The organism is Bartonella senegalensis OS02 (assembly GCF_000312545.1).
In the GTDB taxonomy this organism is placed as follows: Bacteria; Pseudomonadota; Alphaproteobacteria; order Rhizobiales; family Rhizobiaceae; genus Bartonella; species Bartonella senegalensis.
In genome coordinates this window covers 518,904-535,469 of record NZ_HE997540.1, presented here as the reverse complement: position 1 = coordinate 535,469, position 16,566 = coordinate 518,904, and the positions used below count along the sequence as shown (strand labels likewise).

The window sequence follows — 16,566 nt, the reverse complement described above, 5'->3', positions numbered from 1 at the left end:
TTATTTTAAAAATGTCGTTTTTTGGTTGTATCTTTCCACTTTTTACACCACTCCATTGTGGATGTAAGGATTAAAAGTTATTTGTAACAAAGGAAAAATTCTCTAAGGTGTTATTTTGGGTGTGTAAATTTTATTGTTAGTAACCATGTGGGATAAAACCATGGAAGATAGCTTGTTTGTTCGAAATGAAAAAGCTTTTCACAGTGCTTTGCAAGCTTTAAGAAGACATGCAACAAAAGAGGGTGTTTATGATATTCGTCGGCATTTTGTGGAGGATGAACAGCGTTTTTCTCATTTTTCCTTAAACCTTGATGATCTCCTTTTCGATTTTTCAAAATGTGCCGTAACATTTGAAACACTGCAACTGCTAGATGATTTGGCTATTACAGCAAATGTGTTAGGCAGGCGTGATGCAATGTTTTCAGGGAAAGCCATTAATACAACTGAAAAACGCTCGGTTCTTCATATTGCACTACGTTTGCCTGCTGACGAAGTTTTCATGTTGGATGGCAATGATCTTGTTCACGATATTCAAGATGTTCTTGATGATATGGAAAGATTTTCTGACATGGTCCGTGATGGTAGCTATAAGGGAAACAGTGGCGAGAAGATAATCGATATTGTAAACATTGGGATTGGTGGCTCTGATCTTGGACCTGCAATGGTCACACATGCTTTAAAACCTTATCATGATGGTCCAAATTGTCATTTTGTTTCTAATGCGGACAGTGCCCATATTTCTGATACTCTCTCTGTTTTGAATCCGGCAACCACGCTGTTTGTTATTGCCTCTAAGACTTTTACAACGGCTGAAACGATTGCAAATGCTCAAATTGCACGTCAATGGATTCAATCACATTTAGGGCAAGATGCTGTTTGCAAACATTTTGTTGCCGTTTCAAGTGCGCTTGATAAGGTGTCAGAATTTGGCATAGATTCTTCAAAAACTTTTAGATTTTGGGATTGGGTTGGAGGGCGTTATTCGATTTGGTCAGCCATCGGTCTTGTTGTGATGTTAGCAATAGGAGGGAATAATTTTCGCCAATTTCTCGAAGGTGCTCAGCAGATGGATCGACATTTTAAAACAGCACCTTTGCATAAAAATATTCCTATTCGATTTGCTCTTTTAGGGTTTTGGCATCGTGTTATTTGTGGTTATACATCACGTGCTATCATTCCTTATGCACAGCGTTTAGCGCGTTTTCCAGCTTATTTGCAACAACTTGATATGGAATCAAATGGTAAGCAGGTTTCTTTGGATGGCAAAACATTAGCTTTTTCAAGTGGTCCAGTTGTTTGGGGTGATTCAGGGACGAATGGGCAACATGCTTTTTTTCAGCTTTTGCATCAAGGGACAGATGTTATTCCTGTAGAATTTATTTTATTTATAAAAGGGCATGAGCAAAATTTACGTCCTATGCATGACATGTTAGTAGCGAATTGTTTAGCGCAATCAAAGGCTTTAATGAAAGGACGCAGCATTCAAGATACACGGCTTATCCTTTTAAAAAATGGTGTTGGTGAATTTGAAGCAGAGAATTTAGCCTTTCATAGAAGTTTTGAGGGAAACCGCCCCAATATAATGCTGGTTCAGGATTTATTGACACCTTTTGCACTCGGTCGTCTCATTGCACTTTATGAGCATCGTATTTTTGTCGAAGGTATTTTGATGAATATTAATTCATTTGATCAATGGGGTGTTGAGCTTGGTAAAGAATTGGCCAATGAATTGCTCCCAATTCTTCGTGGAGAAAACAAAGTGGATAATCGTGATAGTTCAACATTAGGTTTGTTGGCGCATATTCAGGCAAGACATTTTAAATAAAGACATTCTAAGAGAATGCCCTTTCGGCTGATACTTTGGCGGAGAGAGAGGGATTTGAACCCCCGATAGGGTTTGCCCCTATGCCGCATTTCGAGTGCGGTGCTTTCAACCACTCAGCCATCTCTCCATATAAAAAGCTATAACAAAATTTTCACTGTCTGAGTATATGATGGGTAGATAAACTTCAATTGCTTTGAGTACAACCCTTTTTTGTTTTTTTGTAGGATTTTATTGACAGAGAACAGAAATTCTATCATATATGCTCGGAATGCAAGCGTGGAGAAATCTGCGCATGTTTGTGTTTGCGAGAATATTTCTCTCTTTTAAATCTATAACGACTGATAAAAAGCAGCCTATTTTCCCTTATTAATTAAGGCAGAAATCAAAATAAGAGCTGGAGTGAACGGAAGGATAAAAAATGTTCGCAGTCATTAAAACGGGTGGTAAACAATACCGCGTTGTTGCTAACCAAGTGGTAAAAGTTGAAAAAATTATTGGGAATATCGGTGATGTTGTTGAATTCAATGACATATTGATGATTGGGCAAGAAGAGAGTGCGGTTATTGGTGCACCTGTTGTTGCCGATGCTTTGGTGACGGCTGAAATTATAGAACAGGCACGTGCACGTAAGGTTATCGCATTTAAGAAGCGCCGTCGTCAAAATTCAAAACGCGTGCGTGGTCACCGCCAAGAAGTAACGACACTTCGTATTTTAGAAATTTTAACGGGTGGTTTAAAGCCTCAAAAAGCAGCTGCGAAGCCAATTAAACAAGAAGCAGCTCCATTGAAAGAAACAGCTCAAGAAACAAAAGCAGCGACTTCTGTAAAAAAGGCTACAAAAAAAACTGCTGAGCAAAAGTCTGCATCACAGAAACAAGATGCCGTAGCATCAAAGAGTAAAGAAGATTAAAGGAGAACATCCATGGCACATAAAAAAGCTGGTGGGTCCTCGCGTAATGGTCGCGATTCAGAATCGAAACGTCTTGGCGTTAAAAAATTTGGTGGTGAGGCTGTTATTGCTGGAAACATTCTTGTTCGTCAGCGTGGTACGCGCTGGCACCCTGGTGACAATGTCGGTATAGGGAGGGATCATACTCTTTTTGCACTTTCCAATGGTGTGGTTTCTTTTCAAAGGAAAGCGAATAATCGTTCGTATGTTTCTGTTATTCCTATGGTGGAGGTTGTAGAATAAGTAGGAATGTTCTCTGCAATAAGCTGAGATTTCTTTGGATTTTAGTTTTAAAATCTTTAACATGAGAAGGAAAGACAGGATGCTGTCTTTCCTTTTTTGCGTTCTATGATATAATCCAAAATGGGTGATATTTGGGGGAACAAAGAACAAAATAGAATCGGGAGAAATATTTTTCTTAAATAATGGCAAAAGTGGCTGTCATATTTTCTTTGGAGTGAAGATGTTAAGGGAGGTTAATGATAATCAAGAGAGGGCGTGATGAGGAAATTTTTCTTTCCTCTATAGGATAGATATAGGCTTGAAAAAATGCCGGAAGATTTATTTTCAGAGAGTTATCGTAGAATTGAAGGGGGAGCACCTTTATTTTGATGAAAATGAACGAGTTTGTTAGCTTCTGGAGAGGTCATAATATTCTTAAGGACTGTGAGAACCACTAAGGTGATCTGTTTAGAGTTTACAAAAGAAGGGATATGTAAAAGAGATAAAACGAAGAGGGAATCAAAGCTGTGTTTTAAGCAGTGATATGCATTGAAAGATTTTCTAATAAGTCAAGAGGGAAGCTGTATTATTAAGAAGGGGATGAAGTTTGAAGATATCGAAATAACCTATGTGCGATTAGCAACATTAAGCATGTTTTTTGATCTATCTGTTTTTAAGCGTTATGAAAAGTAAACCTACCAACAAAAGAGCAAAGATTGATGTAAGGCAAAAATGTTTTTTATTTGGGTGCCTTATTTATTTTGTTTATCAAAATACTTAGAAATTCAGGTTATTTGTGGAGCTCTGCTTGATTACGAGCAGAAGAGAGTGTTGTTGGATTTGGTTTATATACTTTAACGAATATGCAGACAGAGTAGAGTAAAACGGGCAGTTTCTATAATTTACTTGAGAGAGAAAAGCTTACAGTTTTGTCAAGATTGTAAGCATGAGGATTTTGTGTCGTGCGATATTTAGCTATGCGGAATATTAAAGATTTTAAATTGCTTATAGCAATAGGTCGCTTATAGCAATCTGTGATAATGTAAGGAGTAAAAGTAGGGTAGCTCAGTATGGGGAAAGAAAGAAAAATGTTCGATGTAGTTTTAGATGATTGGGATCTTCTGCTTTTTGAGAGAAGGGGTAATGACAAGTTATGTTGAACGACTTGAGATGGTAGAGATATTTTCAAAGTAGTTTTTTAGTGCGTTGGATGGAGGATTTATCTTTTTTGGGTAGAGAGAGTTGGATTTTCCTGTAATGGCTTCAAGCTACTCAGTAGATGACGCAATTTCATCACGTGATGGATCTCATGTTGAGGATGTTTAGACGTTTCACTGAAGTTTATATTTTTGCAACAGCGATCTTCTTAAGACAAAAGAAATTTGCGTGATTGTTTTTTATATTTTGGAAAATACAGCTTTGAAATAAAATTTATCAGAAACATTTATGCTCAAATGTGAGGCAGTTTAGATTTCATGATAAGATGTGAGGAAGCAGAGGTAATGAATAGAGATTTTAACGAGAGTGCAATCTTGTCTACAAACTCTGTAAAACTTGCAGCTGCTTTTGATCATAAAAATGATGTGATACATGCTGCGGCTGAACTGCTTGTGCAAATCGGTGCAGTTGATAAATCTTATTTGGCAAGTATGCTCAAACGCGAAGCAGTAACGAATACTTGGCTTGGGAATGGTATAGCAATTCCCCATGGAATGGTTGAAAATCGTGATTTAATTATCAAAGATGCAGTTGCTGTTATACAGATTCCTACAGGTGTTGATTGGTGTGATGGCAATAAAGCACGTTTGGTTATTGCCATTGCGGCTTGTCAGGATCTTTATAGAGAGATTTGCAAAAAATTGACCCTTCTTTTATTTGATAAGGAACGGCTTGAAGTCCTTTCAACAACTGCGGACAAACAGCAGATTATTACAATGCTGTTTGGTCAGGATACGAAGAAGGGAACGACATTTTTTGGTGATCTTTCGGTGTGTCAAGAATGGACTTTAGATTATCCAAGTGGTCTTCATGCGCGCCCCGCTTCTCTTTGGGTTGACTTTGCAAAAAAAGCGCGGAGCTCTATCAGAGTTCGCCATGGTCAGTATACTGTTGAAATGAAAAATTTGGTTGGTTTATTGCAATTAGGAGCAAAAAACGGTGATGTTCTGATTTTTTCGACGGATGCTTCAGAAGGCGTGCAACTTTTAAAGGAAGCAATCTCTGTCGTGAAGAAAGTGAGCATAAGTGAAAAATGTATGATGAGAGGAATAAAAGCTCAAACCAAGGTTTTTCACGGCTGGTATCCGCGTTTTATGCAGAAAAGCATTTCTGGTGTTGGAGCGAGTCCAGGATTAGCTCTTGGCAAGATTTTTGTTTTAAAGCAGAATGATATTTCTATAACCGATCAGCCAATTAGTTTTGCAAGTGGTAAGGCATGTCTTGAAAATGCTCTTACAAAAACCAAACATAAAATGATATCAATTATTAACGATATCACTGCGCGTATGGGAGCAGATTCTGCCGCGATTTTTTCTGCGCAAATGGTTTTGCTGGAAGATGAAAATCTGATCGCCCTAGCTTGTCGTTTTATGGCAGAAGGTCATGGTGTAGCTTGGTCTTGGGATAGCGCGATTCGACAGTTTACAGATAGGCTTTCTAAAGGAGATAATCCTTTATTAGCGGCACGTGCTGTTAATTTAGTTGATGTTGGTCGTCGTGTTCTAGGCGAAATCAATCCATCTTATAGATCATTCTTTTTAAATGATATTCCGCACGGTGTTATTCTTGTTACAGATGATTTATCTCCTTCTGATGTAGCACAGCTTGATTGTAAAAAAGTGCGAGGTTTAGCAACAGCATGGGGAGGTCCATTGTCCCATACAGCTATTCTGGCACGTACTCTTGGTATTCCAATGGTTGTGGCTGCGGGACTGGATATTTTAGCAATAGAACCAGATATTCAAGTTATCATTGATGGTGATAATGGGTTTGTTTATCCTGATCCTATTCCGGAAGATGTTGAAGAAGCTGAAAAACAAATAAGCATTGCCGTGCAAAAGCGTGACAGTAATGTGTGTAAATTACCTGTACAGACGACAGATGGTCAAAGAATTCGTATTATGGCTAATGTCAATTACGCAAATCAGGTTCCTTTTGCATTGGATTTAGGGGCTGAGGGTATTGGACTCATGCGTACGGAATTTTTATTTTTAGAGAGTCCGCGCATTCCGGATGAAGATGCACAATTTGATGTGTATCGAGCGATGATTACAGCTGTGGGAGATAAGCCATTAATTATTCGTGCGCTCGATATTGGAGGAGATAAACAGGTTAAACATTTACATTTATCTCAAGAAGATAATCCGTTTTTAGGTGTTCGGGGAACACGGCTTTTATTACGTCGGCGTGATCTTTTGGTTCCGCAATTGCGTGCTCTCTATCGCGCGGCAAAAGAAGGGGGTGATTTATGGATTCTGTTTCCGATGGTCATGTCTGTTTCAGAAGTTTTTGCTATGAAAAAGATTGCAGAAGAGATTCGCAACGATATTGGTGCACCAAAATTAAAATTTGGTATTATGATTGAAGTGCCAGCTGCTGCCATTATGGCAGATATTTTGAGTGCTCATGTTGATTTTTTCTCAATTGGGACCAACGATTTGACGCAGTATACAATGGCTGTTGATCGACAAAATCCTTATCTTGTGTCTGAAGCTGATAGTCTTGATCCAGCGGTTTTGCGTATGATTTACCATACTATTCAAGGTGCCGCAAAACATGGATGTTGGGTTAGTGTGTGTGGCGGTATGGCTGGAGATCCTTTTGCAGCGATGATTTTAACGGGGTTAGGGATTCATGAACTTTCTATGATATCCTGTGATATTTCTTCAGTAAGAGCATGCTTACAGGCACATAGTTTTGGGGATATGAGAATTTTAGCGAAAAAAGCCTTACAGTGCGAAACTGCGCGAGCTGTGCGTGCCCTTAGCAATGATATAAGGTGATGCAAGAGTTTTGAAGGGGGGGAACTAGTCAAATTCGCAATTTTGTAAGCAATCACATTATAAATCGTTTTTGTTGGAGTGAGGTTTATTATGTCCATGAAGCATGTTGAATTTTGCGAACAAGAGGTTAATGTCATTCTTTATCCTAATGATTATTGGGCACAATCAGTGGTAACAGGTTTTTTAGCGGTGTTTAATCTTTTTTTTGAAAAAACATTAAGTGAAAAGGTAAGCAAGTGAATATGAAAATTGCTGATTTATGTTAATCCAGTTATTGCATTTTAGGGGGATCTACAAAAATTTTTTTCTTAAAAAAGGGGATACGCTTGTTATTTAATAAGTCTTACATTTTGTTTTTTAAATAAAGTTGTTTTTTGAATTTTGAGTGTAGAGTTTAAGCTTGCACGTTATTTTTTTCTGGCTATAGTGTGCAAAAATCTGGAGAGGTGGCCGAGTGGTTGAAGGCGCACGCCTGGAACGCGTGTATATGGGAAACCATATCGAGGGTTCGAATCCCTCTCTCTCCGCCATTTTAAATAAAATCAATAAGTTATATAAATGTGTTGGATTTTTTCCGTTGGTGCTTTTCGTTCATTTTTATATAACTTATTTTTATTTACTTCATGACCTTAAATGAACTTCCTTTATGCTTCTTGATGGCGTGACTTCATAAGTCAGGTATTCTATTGGCTTTTTTGCTGTTTGCGATTGATTTCCATTCTATAAAAACGCTTCGTTTTTCTCTAATTTTTTTCCTCTAGATGCCGTTCTTCTGAAAATAGCGGACTTGGAAAAGTGAAGTACGGAGCTTTTCGTCATGCGAAATCAAAGAGTTGGCAATGAATCGGTTTACACCAGTGTATGATAATCACCAGGAATTCTTTGAGATGTGATCACTTTTTATAAAATGAGTGCTTATTTACTTGCGAATAATTAAATATGAAGCATTACTGTAAAAAGTAGATAACTAGATAGGTAAGTTTTTTACAAAGTCCTATAAACTTTTTTACAAAGCCATAATCGGAGATATTCAAAAACAATTAACGCACGAATGTAAAAGCAGTAAACTTGATCAATTTTTTTGAACATACGATCAAAAAAATGGCGATAACCTTACTTGCCAAAGCTTAGTAAGAATTTGAAAATTATGCCATAGCAAAAAAACCGAGGATTGAAGGTGATACCTTTATGATTGAGTATAAGGAACTGAGAAAATAACAATGGTAGGAAACTTTTGAAAAGGGGAATACAAGGGTGAAAGTTATAGGGATACTGAAAAATAACACATATCACACAAAATAGGCTGAACTTGATCAAACGTTTGAGGTTTTTTCTTTGGTCGTTTATTTTTGTTCAGTCAATCATTCTCCGATATGTTCATATGGTCAAAGACGATGAAGATTTTTCAACCGGTATAGATGAAGAGCAGGACGCAGAACTGTTAAAGCAAGATGCGGTATGCTGAAGGATCCGTTCTCCTTTGAATTACTGTGCCATTGATTGGTGATCAGTTAATGCATTGGGTCTCTTTTGTCTATAAGTCTGGGGGTACAGACATTCTCCAGCGTTCTATTTTACGCTGCAAATCCAATTTATGAAGAGTAAGGCGTGCAACAAAAAGAAGTTCTATGCTGGCTTTAGGCTGGTGGTCGCAGACTTAGTAGCTGTACACCGCTATATCTCGCAGCACAACTGTACAAGAAGCGATAATCGAAGGTCAAAAATAAACACTAGCATGACATGTAAACGCTCCACTCTGAAGCTCCATAAAACGCTCGCGATTATGATAAGTTAACATTCTCAGTGAGATTTTTTCAGAGTTCCTTCTAAAAAACACTGCGAACAAATAAATAAGTAAATATATACCCAAAATATAAACTGATGACAAAAAGCCAAAGATGTTGACCATATATGCACTCATGTAAAAAAATACCAAGGACTGAGCCTCCCAACAGTAGACAAAAAAGATTCGTATGTGGCTCTAAGATTGTTGCTAATACTGTCGTGCAGAGTAACTTCTACCCGGAGATATGTATATTTAATTAAATAAAAAATCATACAAACTAAGATAACAGCAAATTCTTTTTTTGGCTTAAAGAAGGCAACTGTAAAAATCATAGAAGCTGAAAGTAACAGCAGTAAAACAAAATTCATCCTCTCACTTAGTTTTGTAAATAGAAAACTAGCCAGTAGCTGGGAGAGCAATATAAGGGAAAATACCACACCGAGATAAAAATAAGTTACATTGATATTATAGTCTTTAAATATCCACTGCCAATACTGCGAAAATATATTGAAAAAAAGAAGTGAAAAATAAAAACAGAGAGATATATAAGGAACTCTAATAAAAATAGACAACATTTCTCTTGTTTCAGAAATTAAAAAATTCGCTTTTTTTGTTTTTTTCTCTCCTTTTAGATCATCCAGAAAAAACAAACCAAATATTGTGGTCATCATCATGAGAAATGCAGAGATATACCATATGTATTTGTATTGGCTAGAATAATCAGCAAAATAGGCACCTATCAAACTAAAGAGAAGCATGCCAATGCAATTATATTGAGAGCTGTGACCAAGCACTTTTTTAGTAGATGTACGTTTTGTTTTTGCATATTGAACAAGTAAAGCATTATAAGCACCAGCAATCAATGTAAGCGACAATGCATTAAAAAGTTCTGCCAGAAGAAAACCGTAAAAGCTTGTAGAAACGCCCATGAGAAATAGCCATGTAGCTGCAAAAGCCGCTGCTAAAATGATCGATATTTTATAACTTTTTCTATCTGCAAAATATCCAAGGGGAATATCTATGACCATCATAACAAAGGCTTGAAATGACTTAATGATACCGATATCAATAAGCGTTAAACCTTTTTCAAGCATATAAAATACAATAAAGGCGCCTGTTAAAATCCTTATACCGTTAAATAAAAATCCAAACGCTAATATGTTCGTCATTTACTCCCCACCAACACGAATAAAGCAATGAGCACATCAACGTTTTTAAAGTAATCAGTACATCACTTTAAATATAAAAGCTTACACTTTATTACAAATATGGTAAGAACCACTATGTGGATCTCCAGTTCTCTCAATTTGGTATCCGGAAAAATGAATGAAGAATGTTTTTTCTATAATTGTTCATGGGTCCCAATTCATTAAATATTTCAATGCCTTAATAATATAAAAAGAACCAGCAACCGCAATATATGGGGTTATCAGATTATTCATAGAGTTTCGCTTAATATTTTTAACAAACTCAAATTGATTGACACCCTTCATATGCTTCTGATTCACATATGAAGAACATCTAATTTTACCTTGGATAATTAAGTGTTACAATAACAGCATTTATGTAGCCAAACAAGCATATGACAGCGCATCCCTCCAACAAAAGATGTATAAAAGCTCTTATAAGTATTGCAATAACTTATAAGGTCTTCCATCATATTTTTCAGTCAACTTACTATGGAATCCAAATCTGAGCATGTCTTTTTGCTATCCATTCACCCCGAATAGGCAGGGAAAAAGTCTAGTTTTGTTATTCATGACCACATCGAATTCTTAAAAACCACCTGCTTCCATTTTTCATATTTATCTCTCTTTCTCCTCATTTGTGTTGCTGAATCCCTATTTTCCTCCCAATTGTTATCTTTTATAAGAAACTGCTACGAATTAATGTCTCTAAGGTCGATAATTCATCATCATTCTCGCCCAAAATTGCTATAATGGCTGGACAGGTATTTAAATCGATTGTCAGGGGTAGGGGCTCATTTTCTTTAAAAAGAGCATAAAATGAACCACATTTTTCAAAGAATGAAGCTGTTTTCGCCATAGGCTCATATCTTTTATAATACAGTCCTCAGTCTTATTGATAAGAAAGAGAATACGCCCCTTTTTCTTAAAGCGGCTTGGTGTTTGTGAAAATACCCCCGCAATGAGGTTAACGGAGCTTTTAAGTAAATCATCTTCATAGCAATGTGCGAATAAGGTGTGTGCAATTCCTCCGTGGAGGCGGGCTCCCACTTCAATCATTACTGGACCGCGAGCGGTTTGCATGATTTCCATATGCGCGGGTCTATATTCAATTTCCACCGCGCCAATGCATTGTTTTGCATAAGAGATAAGATCGGCATAAAGAGGGTCTTGAGCATCAAGCACATCAAGTGATTCATAAACAAAGGCACTTCCATTATGGAGACCCTTTTTATATCGCGATAAACTACATATCTTGATAGCCTCTCCCTTTACAACGGCATCTACGATATATTCTTCTCCTACTAACCTTTCTTGGAGCAAATAAGCCTCATTAATGTCGCCAAAAATATTTTTCTGTTTCCAGTCGATTCCAGAGATCCACGCCCCCACTTCCTCAGGGTTGGAGAAAAACAAAACACCATCGCTTCCATCAGAAGCATTTGGTTTCACCACATAGCCACTATGGCTTTCAAAACCATCGAGAGCACAATCATCTTTTGTAAGAATTTTTGAGCGGATATAAGATAAATCATTTTCAGAGAGGCGCCTTTGCATCGCCGCCTTTTTCCGTCGCCAATTGCTCTGTACAATAAATAGCTCCTCAGTACCAGCCACCACGGCTGATATAGCGCCAATCGGAAAGCGCTGCTTTATTTCCTCTACACTATGAAGTTTCGCTTCTGCCATGCCCTCACCCTGATAAGAAAGCATATAGTGTGAAAAAGGAGATAGTTGAGAGACAACGCCATAACAAGCATAGCCTAATTTTTGCAAAGCAGGGCCGTAAAGGGCACCTGTGGAGAAAGGATCGATAATAAGAATGGGTTTGCTCATGCTGTGGTCCGCTGCAAGGAAAGGGAAATGACATAAATAAGGACATAAATAAAGATTATGAATCCTATAAGGGGGAGAAGATAAACAGCTACTTGTGGTCCCATAAGGGTGGAGCTTGTAAGAAGACCAAGGATAACATAACCCGCCGATTGGGAGAGAGTATAAAGCATGCCGCTATAGCTTCCCACCAGCTCTGCTTGAGCTTCTGTTTTGGTTGCTTCAATCATATGTTTGCGGGCATTAATTCGCATGGTATTCATTGAAAAACCAATAAAAAAGCAAAAGACGACAGCCAAATAGGGCAATTGGGTGGTACTAAAATGACATCAGCCACACTCAACAGAAGGGCAGGGAGGATGAATTCAAAGCGAGGGATTTTGATAAAAGCAGCTAAAAAAGCGCCCACACCTGCAACGGCACTACAAAGTCCATAATATTCAGAGCCAAAATTTTTCACACTTTGAAAAAGAATAGTTGCCAATGTATTATAGGCGCAAATATGAAAGCCAATAAGGCCTATAGAGGCGCATAAATAAAGACGCATAAAAGCTTAAGTGCAGGAGAGAGTCCGTTTGTTTTGGATATAGCTGTTTGCATCTTCTCGGTAGGGGGGTGGCATTTGTAGCATTATCGGCTCTATGTTCATCGCGAAAGATAACATAACCAGCTACAAGGCTTACGATAATGTCAAACAAACAAATTGCCCCAATCAAACCATTATAGTCAATTCCAGCGGCTATTCCTTGCGAACTGGTTACTTCTAAAAGATAACCACTTAGTGCTGCTCCCAAAAAAGCACCAATTTGCACCACTGTTTGCATGATGCGGGAAGCCTTTTGCGCGCTAATATAACCACTAAGCGCTAGTTTAGTATTATAAGTCTCGAGTGTGCTTAGAGTGATCAAAGAGAGATAACCAATAGAGATAGAGACAGCAATAAAACCAAAGGGGGAATCAACGTAATGGAAAAGAGCAATCAGTAAAAGAAGACTATAAATGATAATTCGTCTTCTGTATAAATCTACCAACCGCAGTGAGGACTTAATGTGCAAAAGTCCACTTTTTTCAAAAGATAGGGCGTAAGGGTTCCCAAAGCCATGGTTATGCCTAGGAAAACCGATGAGGATGTTATACGGTAAGCATTCCAAAAATTACTTAAAAAGAGCACCATATCAGAAAGATAGAGCAGAACAACAAGACCATAAAACCGAAACACTAACCGTTTGCGGACATCATCCCCCCTATAACCCCTAAAATATGCAGTATGATAATCAATATCATGTCTACAAATAATGGATACATGTATTGCCGAGCATTTCAAGTTTTTTGAGCAGGACATGATATAAATTTGAATACTGACCTTTATTTTAGTGATAGCGCATTTTCAGAAGGCTAAGGAGCCGAGGACAACTGGTATTTTCATGGCACCTCTTGCTGGTTGCGTTGCTAATAGGGGCCGCTTCACGAGATGACGAGCATAGCTATGCCCTTGGGAAGGAAAGGCGCTTTCTGATTATGTTTATACTTAACGTTGAGATTTTACTATTGACCGTTGGCTGTCATAAGTTTGGATTTTAGTGTGACGACAAACCTCGTTATGCAGCAGAGAATCTGTCCTCAGGTTGAGGGAGGGTGGTCATATTAACGGCCATTACATGGTGTTTTTTTCATAGAGAGTGCACTATTGATTTAGCTTTAGGAGGTTTTACATAAAGCCGATTTGGATGAGCTTGTGTCATTATTTTGGGGCTGATATAAGATTTTAAACCTCGACTTTTTATAATACTAAAAATATGTAAGAAACATTTGGTTGAAATGTTTTTGCAAAGGGTATCAAGAACACCTTCACGAAGCTTGTTCTGCTGCTTTTTTGACGGAATTGGATATCAAATATGCATAGTGGGCGGTGGTTAGAGAAAAGATCAAGGATTTGTTAGCTGCTCATGTAGCTGAATCCGGTATTTTCTCCTAGAGGCAAGCATATGCTTGGATCAGATCCCTTTCTATACCGCCTGCACTCCGCTATAGGATCAATCTTTAGAAGTTCCACTAGAAAATAGCAGCTTATGCACTGTGAAGCAAAAATTATCTTTTTTTACAAAGAATTAAATTCATTTTAAGCCGCTAAAAATAGACTCTTTAGCTTAGAACTGTGTCCATATATTACCATTGGCTCTAAATGAACTTTCTGATGCCTTTTTGAGTTACTTGCTTAACAAGCGATGCACGGTAACCGAAACTATGCAATGTATTGATCGTTCGTTAAATTCATTCCAATTCATATACATAATGGATGGTTTATTTAAAGGGTAGCGTTCTAGCTGGTAAAAGACAAATATTTTTAGTCAACGCTTTGCATAAAACAATTTTGATGCACCAAAGTTGACGTTTGTGCACTTTTGAACACCATAGCTGTAACAAAGGCTTTGTCTAATCTAGTTTGTCGATAATGAGGATGGGCTGTTCTATAACAGAAGGTGAAAAAATGCTTTTTCGCAACTGCCATAGTGCAGCCAAGAAGTTCCCTGTTGAATAAAAATACCGGCTAAGCAAACAGTAAAGATTAAATGCAAAGAGGCATTCGTTTAAGCGCTGAGGGGAAAATCGGTTCAACGCTTTTCAAGTACGCCCATTAATAATGCGTGAGTTTTTATACATTGTCTGCTCTGGTGCGCCGAAAGATAACGGAAGGAACCATAGATGTAAGATTATCTTGCATACATATAAAGTTCACTTCGATACAAAATCTCCAAATTCCCTTGCACTTCATATTGCTTTATCAATGTAGTCAATTGCCGTAAATATTTTTCTCCGTGGCGAGCAATGGCGCGTTGCGCTTGCGTTGAGGAGCGGCTCATTCCAATAAAGGCTTCGGATGGGATCGTCATCGTCCAATTGTGCGTGTGGAAAGTAATCTTTTCTGGATTTACTCCAAAGCCATCATGCATTTCCTGTAAGAAATCAAAATGACGATAATAACGCGAATAATTAGGACTCATTTCCTCTAGCAATGTCTCATAAGCAGCGAGAAATTCACTGTGTTTAAAATCACGATTATTTTGAATGACTGCCATGACACCGCTGGTTCGGAGTTGATTTGAGACAATGTCAAGCAACAGAGGACGATCCATCCACTGAAATGCCTGCGCTGCAACGATCAGATCAAACTCGCCGATTTAGGGCAAGAGGCTTTCAGCTTTGCCTTGATACCACTGCCCAAAAGGAAACTTGTTTCGTCCTTGCTGAATCATATCTGCTGATATATCAATAGCATGGTATTGGTGTTCGTTCCCCAGAAGTTTGATAATCCCCTCTAATGCGATACCTGTTCCAGCTCCTACATCCACGATGGATAAATGCTTTTTGTCCTTAAAAGGAAGCAGCATGGTTTTAAATAAAGTAAGAGAGTAGCGCGGACGATAGCGATCATAATCATCAGCCAATCCATCAAATTTTTCACTTTTTGCTTGAATGCTTTGTATTATAGTACCCTCCTTATAATTGCTGCCATACATAATTGAGAAGCTCTTCTCATTATATTAAGCATAAATTCATTAAAGGAGAGCTGAAGAGATACTGTCCTTTGATACTTTCTCCTTCTACTTCCAATAATGTGTTTTGCAGTGCAATCACAATTAAATGGAAATTCCATGCATTCCGATAAGAAATCCGTCCAAATTTTGGCACAATCACCGCTTCAATATCTTTAACTCGCATTGAATTTACAGCTTACTCATGGGAATGACCAATCCCGAATACTCTAGTGCAAAAGATGAGGTTATCCATTTGGACGGTATCAGAAAACTAAAATCGAAAATTTTCAAAAATATGAGACGCTAAATGTGCTGGTTTTTTTATATATGCTTATAGCTAGGAAGATTATATCATCTATAGAAACATCCCTAGCGAATAACGAATTCTAAGCATTTGTAAAGCTAGTAAGCTCGGACTCATCAAAGTTAACATTTGCTTCAGTAATGCCATTTTTGTAGCGATAACAGGTGGTGATAGATATATGGTGGCATCAGGATTGCCAATACACCCTGTAAAGTTGCGGTTTTATTGTACTTAGTATTTTGGTTTTTCGTGCAGGAATAGTCCCGTGAGATATTAAATGTTCATGAGGGTTGTTTAATAAAAATAAATTCAGCCTATTTCATAGGTAAGGTTATGGGGAGCAATGTATTTAAATGGCAATGAGACGAATTTTTAAAATATCTTATGTCCATAATCAGATACGATACCATAGAGATAAGGTTTGTTTTTGCTATGAATAAAATAGAGTGTTGATTCATAATTTTAAAAAGCCTATCCGCGGTATTATGTTGGTTTAGAGCCTACATTTGAAGTTCTAGAGATGTGATCACAATAATTGATATGCTTTGGAAAAATATTGCGTTGAATATTTTAATATTCTCATTGGAAAATTAACTATCATTAAACCGCAACGCGCTTTGTTTTTGAAAAATTTTGTGTTGGAGGGTTTAAAATAGTGAAGAAGTTATCAATATTTATCATAATAAGAATATCTTAATTTTTTATGCTAAGCATGGCGATGTAAAAACGACAATGTAGAGATATGCTCAAAGCATATTTGAATACGGAGAGTAAACTAAGGATTAAGGCAATAATGTTTCCTTTTAGGGGGATTTGATATTGTCTTACCTTTGAGAGATAAAGCGGCAAAGTCTCTTTCTTTCTGATATTGCAGCCAGAGTCTCTTCTTGACATAGAGAACAACGATGCAAACACTGCGTTAG

Annotated in this window: 7 protein-coding genes, 2 tRNA genes and 2 pseudogenes; 6 read left to right on the top strand and 5 right to left on the bottom strand. The window is 37.6% G+C overall.

Translation table 11 applies throughout. The features are described from left to right. Nucleotides 1-160: 160 nt before the first annotated feature. On the top strand, nucleotides 161-1,825 hold the full coding sequence (pgi, locus tag BN200_RS02130) for a glucose-6-phosphate isomerase (protein WP_019220776.1): 1,665 nt from the start codon (nucleotides 161-163) through the stop codon (nucleotides 1,823-1,825). 36 nt (nucleotides 1,826-1,861) lie between these two features. Here pgi and BN200_RS02125 read toward each other — a convergent pair. Further along, nucleotides 1,862-1,952: transfer RNA gene (locus BN200_RS02125), tRNA-Ser, on the bottom strand. 291 nt (nucleotides 1,953-2,243) lie between these two features. Between BN200_RS02125 and rplU the strand changes: the two genes are divergently transcribed. The 5 genes from rplU (at nucleotide 2,244) to BN200_RS02105 (ending at nucleotide 7,527) form a co-directional block, all read left to right on the top strand. Then, nucleotides 2,244-2,735, top strand: coding sequence for a 50S ribosomal protein L21 (gene rplU / locus BN200_RS02120; protein WP_019220775.1), 492 nt, complete (start codon nucleotides 2,244-2,246; stop codon nucleotides 2,733-2,735). Nucleotides 2,736-2,747: 12 nt separating this feature from the next. Further along, on the top strand, nucleotides 2,748-3,017 hold the full coding sequence (gene rpmA, locus BN200_RS02115; protein ID WP_019220774.1) for a 50S ribosomal protein L27: 270 nt from the start codon (nucleotides 2,748-2,750) through the stop codon (nucleotides 3,015-3,017). A gap of 1,481 nt (nucleotides 3,018-4,498) precedes the next feature. Then, a complete protein-coding gene (ptsP, locus tag BN200_RS02110) occupies nucleotides 4,499-6,997 on the top strand; it encodes a phosphoenolpyruvate--protein phosphotransferase (RefSeq protein WP_019220771.1) in 2,499 nt (832 codons plus the stop codon). A gap of 90 nt (nucleotides 6,998-7,087) precedes the next feature. Next, nucleotides 7,088-7,237 (top strand): hypothetical protein, encoded by a 150-nt coding sequence (locus tag BN200_RS09100; RefSeq protein ID WP_019220770.1) that lies wholly within the window; start codon nucleotides 7,088-7,090, stop codon nucleotides 7,235-7,237. A gap of 200 nt (nucleotides 7,238-7,437) precedes the next feature. Beyond that, nucleotides 7,438-7,527, top strand: a tRNA-Ser gene (locus BN200_RS02105). Nucleotides 7,528-8,914: 1,387 nt separating this feature from the next. On the opposite strand, the gene BN200_RS02100 is transcribed toward BN200_RS02105, so the two are convergent. From BN200_RS02100 to BN200_RS02085, 4 genes and pseudogenes are all read right to left on the bottom strand, one after another. Beyond that, complete coding sequence (locus tag BN200_RS02100; protein WP_244426854.1) at nucleotides 8,915-9,952, bottom strand: MFS transporter; 1,038 nt, start codon at nucleotides 9,950-9,952, stop codon at nucleotides 8,915-8,917. Between the two features lie 798 nt (nucleotides 9,953-10,750). Then, nucleotides 10,751-11,806 (bottom strand): ATP-grasp domain-containing protein, encoded by a 1,056-nt coding sequence (locus BN200_RS02095; protein ID WP_019220769.1) that lies wholly within the window; start codon nucleotides 11,804-11,806, stop codon nucleotides 10,751-10,753. Next, a pseudogene (locus BN200_RS10045) lies at nucleotides 11,803-12,977 on the bottom strand (MFS transporter). Before BN200_RS10045 ends, BN200_RS02095 begins: the two are co-directional and overlap by 4 nt. Before the next feature lie 1,537 nt (nucleotides 12,978-14,514). Then, a pseudogene (locus BN200_RS02085) lies at nucleotides 14,515-15,321 on the bottom strand (class I SAM-dependent methyltransferase). Nucleotides 15,322-16,566: the final 1,245 nt, after the last annotated feature.